The organism is Heyndrickxia sp. FSL W8-0496, from assembly GCF_038007825.1.
Classification (GTDB): domain Bacteria; phylum Bacillota; class Bacilli; order Bacillales; family Bacillaceae_C; genus Heyndrickxia; species Heyndrickxia oleronia.
Genome location: NZ_JBBOXX010000003.1, coordinates 21,794 through 40,594 on the forward strand (window position 1 = coordinate 21,794; position 18,801 = coordinate 40,594).

Consider the following 18,801-nt stretch of genomic DNA (forward strand, 5'->3'; position numbering starts at 1 on the left):
TTTTTTTGCTTGAAAGGGGGTGAGAAAAATGGATAAAGGTACTGTTATTAGAACAATCGTTTTGGCGATTGCTTTAGTAAATCAGTTCCTAGTGGGATTCGGTCTTTATGAAATACCAGGAACAGAGGAAGAGCAGACAGTAGTGATTTCTTCCACATTCACATTTGTAACTGCAACAATTGCTTGGTTTAAAAATAACTATGTAACAGCAAAGGGGAAAAAGCAAAAAGAAGTGTTGAAAAAAGAAGGTTTAACGAAATCTAAGTAAGAGCAATGACTAAAAGATTACTTTTTTCTAAATAGCCTTTCCGAAAAAGGACAGGTTAGCATAACAATAGATTAAGAAATAATTATTTCTTTTGAAAACTGTAGCCAGCTATGTACCGATCATATTAATATCTTTTAGGTGGTGCATTATGGAAGAACGAGTATCGAAACTTGAAAGTGATATTTCAGATGTTAAAACAAGGCTTGCAGTAGCAGAATCAAACATTAAAGACATAAAAGAAGATATCGCAAGTATAAAAAACAATACGACTTGGATTTTGAGAATTGTTATTGGTGCAGTTGTTTCTGCGGTTTTAGGATTAATAATTAAAGGAGGAATATAAAAAATATCGTAAAGAGCGACAGCAATTAGTTGTTGCTCATTTTATTTTAAAAGGAGTTTTGTAAATGAAAATAGCAATCGATGCTGGACACGGAAAAAATACTCCAGGTAAACGTACTCCTGATAATTCCTTACATGAATGGGAGTTTAATAGTGGAGTAGTAACGAAACTAATAAATAAGTTAAATACGTGTGAGAATGTTTCAATATTAAGGACTGACGATCCAACAGGTAAAACAGATGTTTCTTTGAAATCCAGAACAGACAAAGCAAACAAATGGGGTGCTGATGTATTCTACTCTCAACACGGAAACGCTGCATATAGTTCATGGAATAGCGCAAACGGTCTTGAAACATTTGTATATACTTCATGGCCAAAGGATTCATTAGCATTCGCTAAAGTAGTACAAGAATATGTTGTTAAAGCTACAGGGTTACGTGATCGAGGAGTAAAAGCTAAAGACCTTCATGTACTGCGAGAAACAAATATGACAGCAATCCTACAAGAAGGTCCATTTATGAGTAATAAAGAAGAAGCGGAATTATTAAAATCAGAGGAATTCCGTGAGAAGTATGCAGAAGCAGTATTTCAAGCTTTTGTATCTCACTTTAAATTAAAAATCAAAGAGGTATCTAAAGCAATTGTAAAGGATGAATCCAAAGTGGAAAAGAAAATTTCTTTTTATACTGGTGGATATTCGGGAGATTCGCTTGTAAAGATTCATAATTTCCTTATTCAAAAAGGATATTATTATAAGCCAATGCGTAACGATGGAGGATCACTATCATTTGAAATTGGACAGTTTACAGAAGGATCACCAAAAGCAAAAGAGATGGAGAACTTCTTAAAAAGTATTAATGCTTGGTATCAAATTAGATAGTTTTAAGGGGGAAGTATGGTTACCTGGAGTACGTACTTCCCCCTTAAACGAAACACCAAAAGTAATCTCTTGGGTAAAAATATTATTTGTTAATTAGATTAAATTTATTCAAATTAAATGTATTAATTATTTTTTATTATCAATACTATAAATAATCCTGATATTGATTATTCAAGAACCCCTTCTCAAACGAGAGGGGGCTTTTTTTGTTTGAACACACAACATTGAAAGTAACTATTCTGGTTTATTTCCTTCTGCTACATCAATTAGCTTTTGAATATATTTATTTCTTTTTTGTTCGGGAAGCATATCCAACAGTTCCACGAATCTCTCATAGAGTTTCATGTCTTCTGGGGCTATACTTTCATAGAATTCTAGATCTTCTTGTTCCTTATTTTTGCGAATTTTAACTTTAATTTCTTCATATTTATTTTTTCTACTGATTTTCATAATGCACCTCTTAGAAAAATTGATCCATTTATATTAGTTTCTACAAGGTGGTTCAATTTTCCTACAAAAAAATAATTATAGTACAAAATACACATAAAGATATTATTTATTTCACTTTTAATATAAGTAGTACTTCAATAATTCCTCGGTCCGATTTAATGAGATATTAAATGTAACTGTAATAGATTAAAAACCGCCCATATGGACGGTTATTTTTTATAGGCCTAATAATTCTTTTTTCTTTGTTGCGAATTCTTCCTCAGTAATTATGCCTTCATCAAGTAATTCTTTAAATTTTCTAATCTCATCAGCTGATCCTGTTTGTACTTGTGGTCCAGTAGATGAATTTTTGTTAGCTATAATATTTTCAATATATGCTTTTATTTCATTTGCCATATCTTGTTCTTTTTTTATAAACATAATAGTATTTTCATCTTTTGTTGCTGCAAATAAACCGCCCTTATTTTCTTTACTACCCATAAAGATAAATTGTAAATATCCACTGGTAACAGATCCAGCTTCTTTCATTTGAACACCAGACATGTTATATATATCTATTGTTTTTTCTCCGTCCATACCATGGTTAGCAAAGTTAAGGAATCCTTTTCTTTTAATTCTCAAAAAATTACCATCTAAAATAACTCTTGTTTTCCCAGCACCTTTAAAGTTAAACTCCTTCATTTTCTTCCCCCTCAAATTTATATAAATCGTCAACTTTCTTATCTAATAATCTAGCCAAAATATATGCCTTGTCAATGGGAATTAATGATTCTCCTGTTTCATATTTCCTCAATTGCCGTACTGACACTTTCAGTTTATTTGCAATAAAATCTTTTCGAAAACCACTGCTTTTTATAATTTTCTCAATGTTAGGAGTTAATTTCATTTATCATCACCAATAATTATATTCTTTAAAACTTGTCTAATTCCTTTAAGAATCAAAATTACAAAAAAAGCGTCATTAAAATTCATGTAGACATGCATTTTTAGTTCATTCGCCCATACAATGTACTATACAAAGAAGGGAGAGTGAGAAAGAATGGATCCTTTCACATTTGGATTAGTATTTGTAGGTGCTACAGGCGGGGCATTAATAGGAGTTTCTTTACTTGATAAATCTGGTATAGCAATCAATGGATCATTAGTGTCTTTCGTAATGGAGGTGGTCAAATACGGAGGAATTTTGTATTTATTGAAAGAGTTAAGCCGGATATTTCTATAAGTATATAAATATATAGCCCTATGAAATATAAAGTGAAATATACGAATTAATCATTGCCCTATCTATCATTGCATACTTCAATGAACAATACATTTAGTGAATCTTACAATGAAGTATTCAAAGAAAAGAGGAATGAACATGTCAATGAATAATATGTTGAGGTCAATGTTTCAAAGCTTGGCTAATAGTAAGTGGAACAAAGACAGATTAAGAAGAAATCAATTTGATGAATTAAACGAACCTTTCTTATTTTCATCCAGTCATCTGAATTCTATTTTTGAAGAGTGTGAGACAAAAGAAGAATATGAATCCATTCTAGATCACATGTACAAATTTGATGCTTGTGAAGTTGATAGTTACAAGGCAATTGAAAATAAAATTATTGATAAATTGTGGTGAAAAGGAGGTTTAATAATGATTGAATGGTTAGCAATTCCAGCGATTGTGGTTGGTGCAGCACTTATTCCAAAGAAACAAGTATCCGATGTAAAAAAGATTCAAACCATATTTGAAAATAGAAAAGTAGGTATCAAAAAGAATGATTCATTTTTATATCCAAAGTTGTACAAAAAACACGATAATGAACAGTTTTCAACTTACTTATATACATTACCCTTGGGAATACCTTCAGAAGCATTTGAAACCATAAAATCAGCTATTGTGGACGGTCTAAACAAGGATATTGAAATAGAGTATGATGGTCTTTTGAAAATTAAAGTTTATAAGCAAAAGTTGCCTGAAAAATGGTCATATACGGATGATTTATTGAATGAGGGGAAATGGGAGATACCAATTGGAAGAAATTACGAAGGTATCTTATATCATGACTTTGATAAATACCCTCATATGCTTGTAGGTGGTGTAACAAGGTTTGGTAAAACAGTTTTAATTAAAGAGATATTTTACTCATTACTCATGAATCAAATTGAGAATGTAGAATTTTATATTCTTGATTTAAAAGGTGGAATGGAGTTTGGTCATTATGTTGGTATTCCACAAGTTAAAGAAGTATCGAGTGATATATTCGAATCTACAGAGTTACTCTCCACAATCATTGAAGATTTGAAAGGACGTCAGAAATTCATGAGAACCAAGCAATATACCAATATTGTTGATACACCTATACAGAAAAGAACTTTCATCATAGTAGATGAAGGAGCAGAATTATCTCCCAATATTGTGGAAGGTGATTCTAAAAAATATGCAAAGTTTTGTCAGGCAGCATTATCTGAAATTGCTCGTATCGGTGGAGCATTAGGATATAGATTAATCTTTTGTACTCAATATCCAACTAAGGAAGCAGTGCCAATGCAAGTAAAAATGAATATTGTGGCCAGATTATCTTTTATTGCTGCAGCTCAAATTGCAAGTAGAGTCATCTTGGACGATATAGGAGCTGAAGATCTTCCTTCTATACCAGGAAGAGCCATTTACAAAATAGAAAAGAATCGTACCATTCAAGTTCCATATATTGATGATAAATATATGTTTAGCAAGTTGGAGGGGAAACAAGATGCTATTATCAACGCAGTCAAGGATAGAAAGTCTACTTACAACAATTGACCAACTTGGAATGGTTACAATCAGACAATTAAGGCAGAAGCATGACTTGAAAAGTTATCGAAATGCATGTAGGGTTGTTAAACAACTGGAACCATACATTCATACAACTTTTTTTAATAAAGAAAAAGTCCTGTATTTGAATAAAAATGGAGTAGATTTAATTGGATCGACTAGAGATATTAAACGTAATCCAGCCTTTATAAAACATAGTCTGTTAGCAAATGAAGTTTATTTTCATTTCAATTGTCCATTAGATTGGAAAAGAGAACACATATTTGAACTCGAATCCATTAAACAAGGAATCATCTTCAGTGGATTAAATCTGACTTACAAGAAAGTAATTGCTGATGCTAAATTTGAACGTAATGGATATATGCACTTAATAGAAATTGATAACGCTCGAAAAATGATTGAAAATCACAAGAAAATTGATTCGTATGTTGAAGTAATGAAACAAATAAATCATACTATTCCTGTCCTGTATGTATTTACTATAAGCAAAGATCGTAAGAGAAAATTCGAATCCTGGATCAAACAAAATAATCTAAGAGCTCATGTTCACACTTTTGATGAAATTAAATAAGTCTCATAAATTCAACTCGAAATAAAGGGTAAACTCGGATTTGAATAGAATAATATAAAAAAATAGTGTTCTTCGAAAGGAGTCCATTTCATGAAACAATTAATTGCATCAATATACTTGTCCTTTGGTTTTTTGTTTTATATGTTTACTTTTTTTGATAACTTCTATCAAAGAGGTATAACTACATTTATTTCGTTATTATTTATCTTGGTTGGTATTATTTATTTGATAAAAGGCATTAGTGAATCTAAAAAACAAGGTAAATAATGTTTTCTAGTTGATTCCCATAAATTCATCATCAAAATAAAGCTTGTCCATAATCTTGTTAACAATCCCATTAAAGTATCCAAATTTATTCTTAATACTCATTCCACTTTTAACCTTCATAACCAACTCTTTTAGTGCCTTAATTCCAATATGTAATTCTTGTTTATCAGTAAATGCTCGAGTGCCTTCCACATGATTGATGATAGGATTGTTCTGTTTAACCACTTTCCAAAATTCATTGATAGTTATAGCTTCATGATAGAAACAGTTAGCAAGTTTTCCAAATTGTTCTGGAACCCAAGAAGCAATAAAATTCGCTTGAGCAAATGAAACGATTGCTTTACGTTTATTATTAATATTTTGTTTTAAAGAACTAGAATTGGTTTTAATGGTCGGACACTTCCCGGACTTTTTAGGAGGGGTCTTGTCGGACACATCATTTTTAGCTGGAATGATCTGAATAGCGTTAGCAGTTTGCAACATATCAGATTTTCTTTTCATTGGTATTTGACGGATCATTCCTAGATCCTCTAATTTTTTCATTAAGCGTTGTACAGTTTTATAAGATAGTTCTAACTTATCAGCAATAGTATTTTTAGACATGTAGCTAACACCGATTTGCTTGCAGCTATGGCGCTTTAATACTTCCAGTAATGCAATTAGTCTAGTTTGTACGTCAGAACGACTTACGGATGATTTAATGATATCTCTATAAATACGAACAGTTTTATTCATACCTTCAATACAGTCAAATGTTGAAAGATTGTGGAAGGAATCCACACTTGCTATTACATCAATTTTCTTTTTCATACTAAAACTGCTCCTTTAAGAAAGAAAAAAGCAACGGTTCACCATAAGACAAACCATTGCTTTATCAAACTACACGTAATAAAATACATGTAAGGAGTACAGCAAGTGTTTGCCTAGTCTACTTAGGCGGACGGTATGAGAGTGTTGGTAGCACTACTTATACACGTTGTGCTTCTTCTTTTTATTTCGATTTAAGTTTTAGTATTCATTACCAGCCGTTTGAATCGCCGGATATGAATACCGAAAAAATAAGCATTAAAAATTCCAAGCGATTTCTATATTTTCGCCATGGATATATATTTGTTTTATTAGTTTTTGAATAATAGATTGTTTTTTATTAAAATCTGCAGTGTAAAGATCGGATACATATTTCTTTAACTCTTTTGGAGTTAACACATTTTGTTGCTGAGAATTTTGATTTTCTTTTTTCTTAATTAATTCGTGTTTTTCATCCTCTAGGGATTGAATACGTTGATCCAATTTGTTTTTATCAATCCTGCCGAGTTCATATAAATCTAAAATACGATTTTCTCTTTCATCTACGTTGCTGATTAATTTATCATAGTCAATTATTTTATAATTATCATTTATTGTCTCTTTGTTTTTAATAAGCTCATTTATTTCGTTAATAATTAAATCCTCAAGTTTTGAAGAATTCCATGTTTTGTTCATACATTTCTTATCATATTCCGATGGGAATCTTCTAGCACGACAAAGGTAATATCTATATGTTTTCCCCTTATCATTAGTTTGATAAGTATGGTAGATTTCTCCGCAACGTCCACAAGTGATTAATCCAGAAAAAAGGCTTTGTTTAGCTTTATGTGCATTATTACCTTTATGTCTCGATAAAAGTACTTGTACACGGTTAAATTGTTCCTCTGTAATAATAGGTTCATGTCTTCCTTTGTAGTACTTACCAGCAAAACTAACATAACCACAGTAAAGTTTATTTCTCAATATGTCGTTATACCTTCTAAAACGCCACACAGGGAATCCTAAGTCTTTTAGATGTTTTTGTACCTTGGTGATAGAAAGATGCTGTTCATAGAGGTTATACGCGGTCTGGATGTGCTTCACTTCATCTTCCTTTGGTACCAGCTCACCGTTTATCCTTGAATATCCAGATGGATCATAGTCTCCACCAGATGTTCTATATCCATTTTCAGCTCGTTTGATATGCCCCATTCTCATTCTTTCTGCTATTGTTTCCCGCTCCAACTGAGCAAATACAGATAAAATACCTATCATTGCTTTTCCGAAAGGAGTAGAAGTGTCTAAGGTTTCAGTTATAGATACGAATTCAACGTTGTTCTTAAGAAAGTGCGCTTCAATTAATTCCAGAGTATCTTTTTGTGATCGAGACAACCTATCTAGTTTGTATACGACTACAACATCAATATTTGGTAATTCAGATAACATACGCTGTAAACCAGGTCTGTTGATATTTGAACCACTGAATCCGGGATCCAAATAAGTATCATAGATTGTCCAATCTTTTGATCTACAGTATGCTTCAATTCTTTCTTTCTGGGATTCAATACTATAGTTTTCAACTTGTTCTTGTGTACTAACTCTTATATAAATAGCAGCTTTCAAAAATAACACCCCTATAAAAAGAGAGCATTTCAGCTCCAATTTATTCTAGAAATTTAAAACAACTTTTTTTAGTTTCCCAATGATACGAATATTTTTCTTATCGTCAAGCACAATTGGAGGATAATTAGGGTTTTCGCTTTGGAGAATTATATTATTATTTGTTTTATAAACCCTTTTTAAAACAGCTTCATCTCCAATAGCAACAGCTGCAATTTCTCCATTTTCAACATCATTTTGTCTACGAATAAGTAATAGATCTCCATCTAAGATGCGCGCATTAACCATACTATCTCCTTTAGCTCTTAGATAAAAATATTCTCCACCATTTAACCAATCTAATGGTGTTTCTTCATATCCTTCTATTTCTTCAAAGGCAAGTACACCTGGCCCACAAGAAATTTTTCCGACCACAGGGAGTTTTTTAGTTGTTGTGGAAATGTAACTAACTTTTCCTTCATTTACAGTTTTTGAATTGTTATTAAAACTTGGGTCAATTTCAAACTTAGGGACCCCGAATGCCTCAGAAAGTTTTTCTACATTACCAGGATTAATTAACGTTTTACAATTTATATAGTCAGAAAGTGTACTTTTTGATATACCAGATTTTTCGCTAGTTCTTAATTGAGTCCATCCGCGTTGTTTCATTAAACTCTTTATATTATCGGATATCTCTTTTTTTAAAGGTAAATCTCTATCTAACAAAACATATCCCTCCTTAACTCTTGAACAAATTATATCCGAAAAAATACGGAAAGTAAAGAATAATTCCGAAAAAAGTCGAAATAATTCTTCTGGTTTTTAAATAATTTTTATAATATTTCCGAGAAAAATCGGTTGACATTCCGAAAATACTCGGATATATTAGAAACAAGCCGAGGGGAACAAGGAGGTGATAACATGATAAAAATAACTTTAAGAGCAGCTCGTGTGAATGCTGGCTTAAAATTAACAGAAGCAGCGAAACTCTTTGGAATCAATAAAGATACCCTTTCGAAGTATGAAAAAGATTCTTCTAATGTTCCAAGATCTTTTTTCATAAACATTGAAAAGTTTTATAAAATTCCTGTTGAAAATATTTTTTTTGGACCTCAATCCGATTTTTTTCGGAAATTAAAAACTGCATAAAGGAGGAATTCTCTAAGGAGGTTAATTAGATGATTGTTGTTACTGAAATGAAGGTAGGTGAGTACCAAGTTCCAGTTCCAGCTGGTCTTTCTGAACTATTAGCAGATACTTGGGTGAAAAAGAAAAAAACTCCCTCGATTGTTTATGAATACGAAAGAGTAGTTGAATGCCGAAATGGTTCTTTATTTACCAAACTGATTAAAAAGGAGGAGACATAATGCCAATAGAAGCACTACTGTTTTTAACTAGTTTTGTAGTTTTACTTGGCATCATGATTGGCGACTTTATGGCAGATAAAAATGAATAAGGAGATATGTAAATATGAAATGTTGTATGTGTAGTCGACCATCTAAAGATATGGTTATTCGTAAAAATGGAGATTCCTTTTGTAAGGAATGTCATGAAAACAATTGTGAACACAACCAAACTGAAACTATTCCAGTAGCGAATGGATGGGAAACAGTCACTATTTGTCATGATTGTGGTAATGAAATATAGTTACTTCACATTTCGAAGATACAATTTATCAAGCCTAATTAGGCTTTCCTTTTTAGCCACATGGCGAAATTTGATGATAAGTAATCGGAATATTTGAAGGGAGGTGAGAATAGTGAGTGTGAACAAATTAATGTCTCCAGCAGATTTGATGGAATTAAGCAAAATAGGTAAGGAAGCCTATAAAGAAAGTGTTTTATCAGGTCCTACACTTAAAAAAATAATTGAGAACATTGAAGATTCAGCTTTAAAAGGATACACAGGTTGGAGAAAAAAATTAACCTCAAATGATGATTTAAGGGAGCTTAAGATTATCAAAGATTATCTCTGTGAAAATGGTTACGATTGTGAATTTAAAACAGAAAAGAAGAAGTCTTTAATTGCTGAGTATTATGAACGGTACTTTGTGATTAGTTGGGAAAAAAATAATCCCACCAGCTGCAACTGATGGGAACAAAACAAATAAAAGTTAACTTCAGTTTATGAAAAATTGAATAAAAAATCAACTGGAGGATGTAAAATGCCATATTTTGAATCGAAAGATCGTACTGTTTTCAGTCCACAAAATGATAAGTTGCTACCATTCTATAAATTTTTAGAGCAATATAATCAATCCCTTGGTGGCAGTAACTTATTTGAGGATTTAGTAGAAACATATGAATATCTTGATTTTGTATTTAAGGAGGGAAAAGTAGATGAATGCACTACAACAAAATGAATTATTGGAAATTGATGAAATTGAATCACAGGAGCAAACACAGTTTGAAATTACTGATCTCGATAGCCTTAACTGGGCATTTCGTAAACTATCAGCTTTGAAGTCTAAGGAAAAGGAAATCAAGCAATTAGCAAATGTTGAACGTGATCGTATCGCTCAATGGGAGCAAAGTGAGCTTTCCACAATTGAAAATAGTACAAGCTTTTTCGAAAGTTTGATTCAACAATACCATGCTAAACAACTTGCTGAGGATCCAAAGGTAAAAACAATTAGCACTCCATACGGTAAGTCGAAAACTCGTAAGAGTAAAGAAGCACCTGAAAAGGCTAACGAAGATGAACTCCTTGAATATGTTCTTGAAAATGAAATGCTCGATTTTATAAAAAATAGTGTGAAATGGTCTGATCTTAAAAAGACACTCAAGATTGTTGAAATCAGTGGTGAAAAGGTAGTTGTGGATGAAAATGGCCAATTAGTAAAAGGTGTGACTGTTAAGCCGGAATCAATTTCTTATTCTGTGGAGGTCTAACCATGGACAATCGAGAGATTGATAAATTAGTTGCTGAAAAAGTAATGGGTTGGTACTCCTGCACAGATGCAAACGGAAATAAGTGGTGGGCGCCTAGTGCTGAAGAGTTTCCGATTTGGCTTAAACCGCAAAAAGGTTTTGAACCTTCCACAAATATTAAAGATGCTTGGTTAGTGGTTGAAAAGTTGGACTTTGATGTGAAAGTAACCAAATACGAAAACTCAGCTGGTTATCAATGTCATGTATTTATTCCTAGTAACGTTCAAATGGTATTTGATAAGACAGCACCATTAGCAATCTGTAAAGCCGCACTACATGCAGTGGGAATTGAAGTAGAAAAGGAGTGAATTAATTGGAAATCACAAATGGTGCTCAAATTACTAAAAGTAAAAAAGCAAAAATTATCATCTATTCAAAGCCTGGTGATGGAAAAACAACAGTAGCTGGAAAACTTCCGGGGAAAACGTTGGTTCTTGATATTGATGGGACAAGTCAGGTGCTTGAGGGTTATTCAAATGTTGATGTAGCAAAAATAGATATAAACGATCCACACACTAGCATACTTAAATTTTACGGTATTGCAAAAGCAAATATAGCAAACTATGACAATATCTTTGTGGACAACCTTACACATTACCAAAAGCTTTGGTTAATGAATAAGGGAGAAAACACTAAAAGTGGTATGCCAGAGTTGAAGGATTATGCTTTATTCGATAATCACATACTTAAATTAATTGAATCATTTAATTCACTGGATGCAAATGTGATTTATACAGCTTGGGAAACAACTCGAAGCATCATTCATGATGATGGTCAACAATACAATCAATTTGTTCCAGACATTCGAGATAAAATTGTAAATCACATCATGGGAATTGTTCATGTTGTCGCAAGGTTAGTTAGAAAAGCTGATGGCACTAGAGGTTTTATGCTTGAAGGCAACCAAAGTATTTTTGCTAAAAATCATTTAGATCAACGTAAAGGTTGTTTACAAGAAGAATTATTACCCAGTAATGAAGAAAAATCAAATGCCTAACATTAACCACCCATTTTACTGTGTAGGGTGCGGAAAGATTCAGCCAGATAAGGAAACTTTTAATGAACATTACCAAAAGTGCTGGTTAGAACAGGATGATTTTTCGGAGGAAGAAATCTTTAACCTAGTTTATAACGAAAACAATTATTAGGGGGAAATCAATAATGTCATTCTTTAAATTTGATAAAGAAAATGCAAGTGCAGGATTTGAATTAGTAGCAGAAGGTAAATATGAAGCCGTTATTGTGAATGCTGAAGCAGGTAAAACACAAGCAGGTAAACCAAAGTTATCAGTAGATTTCGAGATTCGTAGTGATGTCCCACAAAAACATCAGGGAGCAAAAGTGCTTTATAATACATTTACCTTTGAACATGAAGTTTCTGTAAGAATCGTCAATTCTTTAATAAAAGCGTGTGGGTTCCCAAACGGTTATTCCTTCAATTCAGCAGAGGATATGGCAAAACAACTTATTAATAAAAATCTAAAAATCACTGTTAAGCATGAAGAATATGAAAAAGTGGTTGATGGAGAGAAACAAAAACGTACAGCTGCAAAAGCAAAATATTATGATGTTACAGATGTAAAACCAGTAATGGAAGCTGGTGGAATAAATATCGGTGATGACGATCTTCCGTTTTAAAAAACTAAATAGAGAAGTTGGTATTTTGCTAGCTTCTCTTTTTTATACCCAAAAACAAGTGAATGAACAATAGAACTATTATCCGTATCGAATTTGATCATAGAACGGAAGAAATCTTGACTAAATTAAATATAAAAAAAGAAGCCTTTTAAGACTCCTTTGTTTTAGTTCGTTTGTACTTTACTATGTCGTAAATTGCTCTAAGGGTAAGCAAGAGTATGCACAAAACAATAACCCAAACGTCCACAATACGAGAAAGACGAATTTGTAAAATAATAAGAATTGCATAGGTTACTAGGCTGAAAATTAAATTTGCAAATTCTGATTTGAACATTAATATCACCGGCTTTTGTTTATTTACTAGAGTAATACGTTCAAAAAATAAATAAGTTTCACTCGAGGTGAATTTTAGCAGAAATGCGAAGAATGAAATGTAGCTTTACAAATACTAAGTGAACTAATAAAAAATGGAGGGCAAAATGAAGGAAAATCCATACAATTTCAACGAAATCCCTGCCGAACTAAAAGCCCTTCCTCAATGGATTTTGTGGAAATCAGAAAAACGAAATGGCAAGCCAACAAAAGTTCCATATCAGGCAAATGGAGAAATGGCCCAAGCAAATAATAGACGTACCTGGAGCACCTTTGCTACTGCCGTTAAGTTTTATTTACAAGGCGATTATGACGGCATCGGATTTGTGTTTAGCCGGCAAGACAATTACATCGGGATCGACATTGATAAGTGTGTTACAGACGAAAAGCCTAATACATTTGCAACGGAAATTATAGACACGCTTGATAGCTATACGGAGTTTTCACCGTCTGGTAAAGGCATCCACATCATTGTTAAGGGAAATCTTCCACAAGGAGTTATTGGAACAGGACGTAAGAACACAAAGCATGGTTTAGAAATTTATTCATATGGTCGCTATTTTACCTTTACTGGTAATAAGGAAAATTCCAATGACATATATGAACGTTCGGATGAATTAGCAGAAGTATTTGAACAATATTTTGATGATAGCGACATTCAAGGACGTATCAACCTAGCTGAATTTGAAAAAGATGAAATAAAAATTTCTAATGACGCTCTTTGGGAAAGAATATTTCGTTCTAAAAACGGTGATGAAATTCGCTCATTGTATAACGGTCATTTAATCAATGGAGATCATTCAGCAAGTGACCTTGCTTTATGTAACCATCTAGCATTCTGGACAGGTAATTCTGCAACTCGAATGGATGCAATGTTCCGTGAAAGTGGACTGATGCGTGATAAATGGGATGTTATCCATTTCAGAGATACAAATGAAACCTATGGTGAAAGAACAATAGCGACAGCTATTTCTTCAACTTCTACAACTATATTAGATAACAAGGAACAATTCGCAGAATTCTCTTTTGACTTCCTCAAAGGTGATGCTGCAGAAGTTGTGGAGGAAAAGCCTAAAAAGAAATTCCGTTTAACCGAACTTGGAAATGCTGAACGAATTGCTTATGAATATGGCCATGTTATCAAGTATGTATCGGATATGGGTTGGCTAATATGGGACGGTAAACGGTGGAAAATTGATACTAAAAAAGAAATCGAACGAATTACAGCAAAGGTCCTGCGTAGTCTCTATAAATCGGAGGATGAAGCAGAAACAAAATGGGCCAGAATGTGTGAGAGAAGAAACATACGTATGAATAGCATTAAGGATCTTATGCCATTAGTTCCAGGAGAACGCGAGGACTTTGATAGACATAAATATTTGTTCAATGTGGAGAATGGCATTGTAGATTTAAAAACAGGCAAGTTGCAGCAACATGATAGAGATCTTAACCTAACTAAAATCACAAATGTTGAATTTGATGAAAACGCAAAATGTCCAATATGGTCAAATTTCTTAGAACAAATTTTTAAAGGCGATAAGGAATTAATCGATTATATGCAAAGGCTTGTTGGCTATTCACTAACAGGGGATATTTCAGAGCAATCGATGTATTTCTTAGTCGGTGGTGGATCAAACGGTAAATCGACATTTATAAATACTATCAAAAAATTAATGGGCGATTACGGTGCACAAACAAAATCAGATACGTTCATTAAGAAAAAAGATACTGGAGCAAATAACGATATTGCTAGATTGGTAAATTCAAGATTTGTTTCTGCAGTTGAATCTGAAGAGGGCGAAAAATTACAGGAATCACTTGTTAAGACCATTACGGGTGGTGAACCTATTTTAGCTCGATTCTTAAGACAAGAGTACTTTGAATTTATTCCAGAATTTAAGGTGTTCTTTACGACAAATCATAAGCCGATTATTGGTGGTGTAGATGATGGTATTTGGAGACGTGTAAAAATCATTCCATTTACTTTAAATCTAAAACCACATGAACGTGATAAAAAGCTTGAAGAAAAGCTATCACTCGAAATGCCTGGAATCTTGAATTGGGCAATTGAAGGATGTTTGAAGTGGCAGAAGGATGAATTAAAAGAGCCGAAAGTTGTTGTGGACGCAACAGGAAATTACAAAGAAGAAATGGATATATTAGCTCCATTCTTAAGTGAAGTTTGCTACATCGATGAGCCGAAAAATGAAGCTATCAGAATCGAAGCTAAAGAATTGTACAACGTATACGACAATTGGTGTTACAAGTCGGGTGAACGTACTTTAGGGAATAGATCGTTTTATCGAATGTTGGAAACGAAAGGTTTCGGAAAAATGAAGGGAGCAGGTAATAAAACATTTCTTACAGGAATTACCTTAAAGGAACGTAAACCAGTTACTAAAGGGGTTACTGAAAACGAGCAAAACGGCTTTTTCAAGGTCGTTCAATAACTAAAAGTTAGTTTCGATAACTCCAAGTAAAAGAGTGTGAATTCAGTAGTATCAAGGCTTTAAGAACTATATTTATATTTTTAGTTATTTTAGTTATTGGATTTCCAGAAGATAAAAAAAACCAAAAAATAAAATATATATATTATATAGAGTTTTAACAACTTGGAAAAAGATGATAACTATAATAACTTTTGGTGTGTGAAAATCACTATCAGCCTTAGAGCGACAAGGGTTTTAAAAAAGTTACTGAAATGAAAAAATAGTTATTTAAGTCCGTTTTTAGTTAGTAAACAAGCATTTTTGAAAATCTTTAATAACTAGAGGTTAAAAGAATGATAGAAAAATTCATTGTAGAAAATATTGAACGAGATATTACAAGGTATGAAACGGTGGAAAATTTATATAAAAGATATTTATTGTTTTGTGATTTTTATAAATTTGAGCCTTTAACAAAAACAAAATTCCACAATCAGATTAAGTATTTTGCTGTCGGAGCAACTGATAAGAGAAGAAGGAAGGGAAGAGAAAATAAAGTTTGTAGATGGGGAGTGAAACTTCTTCCATGCAAGTATTAATGATACTCAGCCAAATATGGAAATCAGGTGCGGATATCTATCTTGATAAAGAAGATAATCGGATTGCGATAAAAAATCAAAACTTAATTCCGAAACCAGTAATGGAATCAGCAGAACATAACTTTCAAAAAATCGATGAATGGTTTAAGTCTTGGAAAAGTGCAAATGGCGAGAAACTTACACTTAGGAAAATGGTTCATCATATGTGCGGATGGCAGCACAATGAGCAAATAGAAAAATGGTTATCTGCTGAAGATGATTCTCTAATTCTATTTGATGATTGGATGGTTGTTCTTGCTAAGAACGGTTGGAATGATATTTATGAAGATTATCGTCAATTTGAAAATAATGAATCAAATAAAATGGCACATGAATTATATGTGCGTGCGGTTAGTTTTGCGAAGAAAGGAGCATGAGGATGAGACAACCCAAATTTAGAGGTTATAGTCTTGAAACAAATACTTGGCATTATGGACATGGTTGGTTCGAAGTTGACTATACGGAAGAATACAAGAAAGAGAAAGGTATTGAAGATAAAGCAAGGCTATATACAGAAGGATATCCTGTTGAATGTGAATTGAAATCAATGGGGGAGTATACAGGCCTTAAAGACAAAAACGGTAAAGAGATTTATGAGGGAGATATCTTAAAAGCTCGCAAAAGTATTTCAGATGAAACAGAAGTGTATTTCAGAGTGAAATATACAGGAGCAGCATTTGCTTTAGTCCATCCAGAATATCATAACACTATCTATATGGAAGTTATGCCTTGGTATGTAAGAGAAACTGCTGAGGTAATAGGCAACATTTACGAAAACCCTTCTTTATTGGAGGAATCTGAATGATTCATTTTCATTACACAGATGCAGAATTAAATAAAATACTCAAAACGCTCACCATCGTTATAGATACTCGTGAAAATGTAAATGGCCACATTCTTAATTATTTGCGCCAAAAGGATATACCGATAAAAATTCAAAAATTAGATACCGGTGATTATGGTTGTATGATTCCAAAAAATGAAGAGTTGGGAATAGCAAGGGATATCTATCTAGATAGTCGAGTTGAACGAAAAGCACACATGGATGAAATAACTGGTAACTTACAAAAAGATACGGCAACGGCTTTTGAAAATGAATTGATCCGTGCAAAGGACATTCCATTTACTTTAATTGTGGAGGATCTCAATGGTTACGAAAAAATGCTCAAGGGTGAGTATCGTTCTAAATACAATCCGTTAGCATTGCTCGGAAGACTTAATACATTCAAAGCAAAATACAATTTTGAAATCGTGTATTTAAACCAAAAATATAGTGGCAACTGGATATACCATCATTTTTATTACCAAGCTAAACATTATCTCAAAACAGGAATTTTTTAATAAAAAACATCATGAATCTACATAAAGCAAAAACAAATTGAAAGGTTGGTTTTATGGAACAAACTTTATTGGATTTTTCAAAGCATGCTGTTTCTGATAAATCATTAGAAACGTTAAAAGAAGTCATGTATAAGCAAGATGATTTCGGAGTTACAAAATACGGTATAGCTTTAGACCATTCTCATAAATATGATTGGTTGAAAATGCTACAAGAGGAATTAGCAGATGGATTGAAATATCTTCAATGTGAAATGGAACGGAAAGAATATGTTATCAGTCTATTAAAAGCTGGTGTACGGTCGGATGAACCAAAGACATTCATAGAGGTTGCTCTTGATTTACTTACTATGGACGGTACAGGCAAATGAATCTATCAAAAGCTAATGATTCGCAATTGAAAAATATTCTAGAGTGGGATGAAGGATGTTCCAACGTCCTACTCTATCCGATATATGAAGAATGTGTGAAACGTGATTTATATAATTCGTTCATAATCGGATTCTTAATAAAGCTTTATGGATCGACTAAAAAGGCTCAACAGTTAACTAGATTATCTGTAGATGAAATTAAATGGTTATCTTATGAGCAAGGATTTAAGATATTGAAGGTCTTTAAGCCAGGTAATCGTCCTTTTATTGCTGCTTGGAGCCATGTTATCAAATGTAAAATACATGAAATCATTCGTAAACAGTATGCGAAGAAAAGGACTGGTGAAGAAATCAATATTGATGAAATGGTAATCGGTATACCTTCGTCAAATCATGATACTGAAAAAACTGCTATCAATCGAGTATACATTGAATTTCTATTTCAGAATCTTAGACCGTTTGAAAAAGAGATTGTTTTGGCAAGGTATCAAGGATTTACCTTAGATGAAATTGGAGCAATGCAGGGTGTTACTACACCAGGTATTCAGAAACGAATAAAAACTTATGTGAAGCGATTGAGGGAGGTAGAAGAAATTGAATTTAAAGCCACTGTTTGAAATTCAAAGAAAACTTGATGACCACATAATGGATGAACATCCTGAGTTAAAAGAACAAAATAATTTAGATTGGAAAATCCTAGCCTTACACGTTGAAATAGGTGAATGTGCAAACGAATGGAGAGGTTTTAAAAAGTGGAGCCATGATCAGGAGCCTAGAACCAGAGTATATGACAAAAATAATTCTAGGATAGATAAGGTAGTTTTTAAAAACCCACTCCTTGAAGAATATGTGGACGGATTACATTTTGTTTTGAGTATTGGACTTGAAAATTATAGTTGGTATAACGAATTATTGCCAGTAAATCAAGGTTTAAGAAATACAGATCCAATAAAATATGAAAATACTATTAAGCAATTTAACTATCTATTTGAAACTCTAGGATATTTTATGGATTGCTGCCTTGATCATGAGATTGGAACGACTTCAGAGGTTGAAGAACAGTATGAAAATATCGTCAGAATGTATTTAGGTCTAGGTGAAATGCTTGGTTTTTCTTGGGAACAAAT

31 protein-coding genes are annotated in these 18,801 nt (G+C 32.8%); 25 read left to right on the forward strand and 6 right to left on the reverse strand.

The window, feature by feature from the left end:
- Nucleotides 1-19 precede the first annotated feature (19 nt).
- From NST63_RS27445 to NST63_RS27455, 3 genes are all read left to right on the forward strand, one after another.
- A complete protein-coding gene (locus NST63_RS27445) occupies nt 20-268 on the forward strand; it encodes a phage holin (RefSeq protein WP_251346587.1) in 249 nt (82 codons plus the stop codon).
- 148 nt (nt 269-416) lie between these two features.
- Nucleotides 417-611, forward strand: coding sequence for a hemolysin XhlA family protein (locus tag NST63_RS27450; RefSeq protein WP_251346588.1), 195 nt, complete (start codon nt 417-419; stop codon nt 609-611).
- A gap of 64 nt (nt 612-675) precedes the next feature.
- Nucleotides 676-1,491, forward strand: a complete 816-nt coding sequence (locus tag NST63_RS27455) for an N-acetylmuramoyl-L-alanine amidase family protein (RefSeq protein ID WP_341044332.1) — start codon at nt 676-678, stop codon at nt 1,489-1,491.
- Nucleotides 1,492-1,725: 234 nt separating this feature from the next.
- On the opposite strand, the gene NST63_RS27460 is transcribed toward NST63_RS27455, so the two are convergent.
- From NST63_RS27460 to NST63_RS27470, 3 genes are all read right to left on the reverse strand, one after another.
- Nucleotides 1,726-1,941, reverse strand: a complete 216-nt coding sequence (locus NST63_RS27460) for a hypothetical protein (protein WP_341043944.1) — start codon at nt 1,939-1,941, stop codon at nt 1,726-1,728.
- A 216-nt stretch (nt 1,942-2,157) separates the two neighbouring features.
- Nucleotides 2,158-2,622: an SHOCT domain-containing protein gene (locus NST63_RS27465; RefSeq protein WP_058002978.1), complete on the reverse strand. Its 465-nt coding sequence runs from the start codon at nt 2,620-2,622 to the stop codon at nt 2,158-2,160.
- Nucleotides 2,609-2,827 carry a helix-turn-helix domain-containing protein gene (locus tag NST63_RS27470; RefSeq protein WP_058002977.1) on the reverse strand — a complete coding sequence of 73 codons (219 nt, stop codon included), beginning with the start codon at nt 2,825-2,827 and terminating at the stop codon, nt 2,609-2,611. The genes NST63_RS27465 and NST63_RS27470 overlap by 14 nt, the downstream gene beginning before the upstream one ends.
- 153 nt (nt 2,828-2,980) lie before the next feature.
- On the opposite strand from NST63_RS27470, the gene NST63_RS27475 reads away from it, so the two are divergent.
- From NST63_RS27475 to NST63_RS27495, 5 genes are all read left to right on the forward strand, one after another.
- Nucleotides 2,981-3,163, forward strand: coding sequence for a malate:quinone oxidoreductase (locus NST63_RS27475; RefSeq protein WP_216384789.1), 183 nt, complete (start codon nt 2,981-2,983; stop codon nt 3,161-3,163).
- A 138-nt stretch (nt 3,164-3,301) separates the two neighbouring features.
- Entirely contained in the window at nt 3,302-3,562 is a 261-nt protein-coding gene (locus tag NST63_RS27480; RefSeq protein WP_280616724.1) for a hypothetical protein, read from the forward strand.
- A 15-nt stretch (nt 3,563-3,577) separates the two neighbouring features.
- Nucleotides 3,578-4,726 (forward strand): FtsK/SpoIIIE domain-containing protein, encoded by a 1,149-nt coding sequence (locus NST63_RS27485; protein ID WP_341044333.1) that lies wholly within the window; start codon nt 3,578-3,580, stop codon nt 4,724-4,726.
- Nucleotides 4,677-5,309, forward strand: a complete 633-nt coding sequence (locus tag NST63_RS27490) for a hypothetical protein (protein ID WP_058002973.1) — start codon at nt 4,677-4,679, stop codon at nt 5,307-5,309. Before NST63_RS27485 ends, NST63_RS27490 begins: the two co-directional genes overlap by 50 nt.
- A 90-nt stretch (nt 5,310-5,399) precedes the next feature.
- Entirely contained in the window at nt 5,400-5,576 is a 177-nt protein-coding gene (locus NST63_RS27495; RefSeq protein WP_161809511.1) for a hypothetical protein, read from the forward strand.
- 6 nt (nt 5,577-5,582) lie between these two features.
- Here the strand turns inward: NST63_RS27495 and NST63_RS27500 are convergent, their stop codons facing one another.
- From NST63_RS27500 to lexA, 3 genes are all read right to left on the reverse strand, one after another.
- The gene (locus tag NST63_RS27500) at nt 5,583-6,386 is read right to left on the reverse strand and encodes a helix-turn-helix domain-containing protein (RefSeq protein WP_341044334.1); all 804 of its coding nucleotides are present in this window, start codon (nt 6,384-6,386) and stop codon (nt 5,583-5,585) included.
- A gap of 255 nt (nt 6,387-6,641) precedes the next feature.
- The gene (locus NST63_RS27505) at nt 6,642-7,994 is read right to left on the reverse strand and encodes a recombinase family protein (protein ID WP_235849525.1); all 1,353 of its coding nucleotides are present in this window, start codon (nt 7,992-7,994) and stop codon (nt 6,642-6,644) included.
- A 36-nt stretch (nt 7,995-8,030) separates the two neighbouring features.
- Complete coding sequence (gene lexA, locus NST63_RS27510) at nt 8,031-8,687, reverse strand: transcriptional repressor LexA (protein ID WP_058003596.1); 657 nt, start codon at nt 8,685-8,687, stop codon at nt 8,031-8,033.
- A 195-nt stretch (nt 8,688-8,882) separates the two neighbouring features.
- Here lexA and NST63_RS27515 point away from each other — a divergent pair, with 195 nt between their 5' ends.
- From NST63_RS27515 to NST63_RS27595, 17 genes are all read left to right on the forward strand, one after another.
- Nucleotides 8,883-9,110 carry a helix-turn-helix domain-containing protein gene (locus tag NST63_RS27515; protein ID WP_058003597.1) on the forward strand — a complete coding sequence of 76 codons (228 nt, stop codon included), beginning with the start codon at nt 8,883-8,885 and terminating at the stop codon, nt 9,108-9,110.
- Between the two features lie 29 nt (nt 9,111-9,139).
- Complete coding sequence (locus NST63_RS27520) at nt 9,140-9,328, forward strand: hypothetical protein (RefSeq protein ID WP_078109254.1); 189 nt, start codon at nt 9,140-9,142, stop codon at nt 9,326-9,328.
- Nucleotides 9,329-9,431: 103 nt separating this feature from the next.
- A complete protein-coding gene (locus NST63_RS27525; RefSeq protein WP_341044337.1) occupies nt 9,432-9,608 on the forward strand; it encodes a hypothetical protein in 177 nt (58 codons plus the stop codon).
- Nucleotides 9,609-9,726: 118 nt separating this feature from the next.
- Complete coding sequence (locus tag NST63_RS27530; protein ID WP_341044338.1) at nt 9,727-10,053, forward strand: hypothetical protein; 327 nt, start codon at nt 9,727-9,729, stop codon at nt 10,051-10,053.
- 72 nt (nt 10,054-10,125) lie between these two features.
- Complete coding sequence (locus NST63_RS27535) at nt 10,126-10,323, forward strand: hypothetical protein (RefSeq protein ID WP_341043980.1); 198 nt, start codon at nt 10,126-10,128, stop codon at nt 10,321-10,323.
- Complete coding sequence (locus NST63_RS27540) at nt 10,301-10,852, forward strand: host-nuclease inhibitor Gam family protein (RefSeq protein ID WP_341044339.1); 552 nt, start codon at nt 10,301-10,303, stop codon at nt 10,850-10,852. The genes NST63_RS27535 and NST63_RS27540 overlap by 23 nt, the downstream gene beginning before the upstream one ends.
- Before the next feature lie 2 nt (nt 10,853-10,854).
- Nucleotides 10,855-11,199, forward strand: coding sequence for a BC1872 family protein (locus tag NST63_RS27545; RefSeq protein ID WP_341044340.1), 345 nt, complete (start codon nt 10,855-10,857; stop codon nt 11,197-11,199).
- Nucleotides 11,200-11,204: 5 nt separating this feature from the next.
- On the forward strand, nt 11,205-11,888 hold the full coding sequence (locus NST63_RS27550; RefSeq protein WP_341044341.1) for an AAA family ATPase: 684 nt from the start codon (nt 11,205-11,207) through the stop codon (nt 11,886-11,888).
- 164 nt (nt 11,889-12,052) lie between these two features.
- Nucleotides 12,053-12,529: a DUF669 domain-containing protein gene (locus NST63_RS27555; RefSeq protein WP_341044342.1), complete on the forward strand. Its 477-nt coding sequence runs from the start codon at nt 12,053-12,055 to the stop codon at nt 12,527-12,529.
- Nucleotides 12,530-13,008: 479 nt separating this feature from the next.
- Nucleotides 13,009-15,351: a phage/plasmid primase, P4 family gene (locus tag NST63_RS27560; protein ID WP_341044343.1), complete on the forward strand. Its 2,343-nt coding sequence runs from the start codon at nt 13,009-13,011 to the stop codon at nt 15,349-15,351.
- A 332-nt stretch (nt 15,352-15,683) separates the two neighbouring features.
- Nucleotides 15,684-15,926 carry a hypothetical protein gene (locus NST63_RS27565; RefSeq protein WP_180212418.1) on the forward strand — a complete coding sequence of 81 codons (243 nt, stop codon included), beginning with the start codon at nt 15,684-15,686 and terminating at the stop codon, nt 15,924-15,926.
- Entirely contained in the window at nt 15,914-16,342 is a 429-nt protein-coding gene (locus tag NST63_RS27570) for a hypothetical protein (protein WP_341044344.1), read from the forward strand. Before NST63_RS27565 ends, NST63_RS27570 begins: the two co-directional genes overlap by 13 nt.
- Before the next feature lie 2 nt (nt 16,343-16,344).
- Nucleotides 16,345-16,770 carry a YopX family protein gene (locus NST63_RS27575; RefSeq protein ID WP_341044345.1) on the forward strand — a complete coding sequence of 142 codons (426 nt, stop codon included), beginning with the start codon at nt 16,345-16,347 and terminating at the stop codon, nt 16,768-16,770.
- Nucleotides 16,767-17,306, forward strand: a complete 540-nt coding sequence (locus tag NST63_RS27580) for an ERCC4 domain-containing protein (RefSeq protein WP_341044346.1) — start codon at nt 16,767-16,769, stop codon at nt 17,304-17,306. The genes NST63_RS27575 and NST63_RS27580 overlap by 4 nt, the downstream gene beginning before the upstream one ends.
- 53 nt (nt 17,307-17,359) lie before the next feature.
- Entirely contained in the window at nt 17,360-17,674 is a 315-nt protein-coding gene (locus tag NST63_RS27585; RefSeq protein ID WP_341044347.1) for a hypothetical protein, read from the forward strand.
- Nucleotides 17,671-18,291, forward strand: a complete 621-nt coding sequence (locus tag NST63_RS27590) for a hypothetical protein (RefSeq protein WP_341044348.1) — start codon at nt 17,671-17,673, stop codon at nt 18,289-18,291. Before NST63_RS27585 ends, NST63_RS27590 begins: the two co-directional genes overlap by 4 nt.
- Nucleotides 18,269-18,801 (forward strand): dUTP diphosphatase (locus tag NST63_RS27595; RefSeq protein ID WP_341044349.1); only part of this gene is annotated, 533 nt, incomplete at its 3' end. The genes NST63_RS27590 and NST63_RS27595, both read left to right, overlap by 23 nt.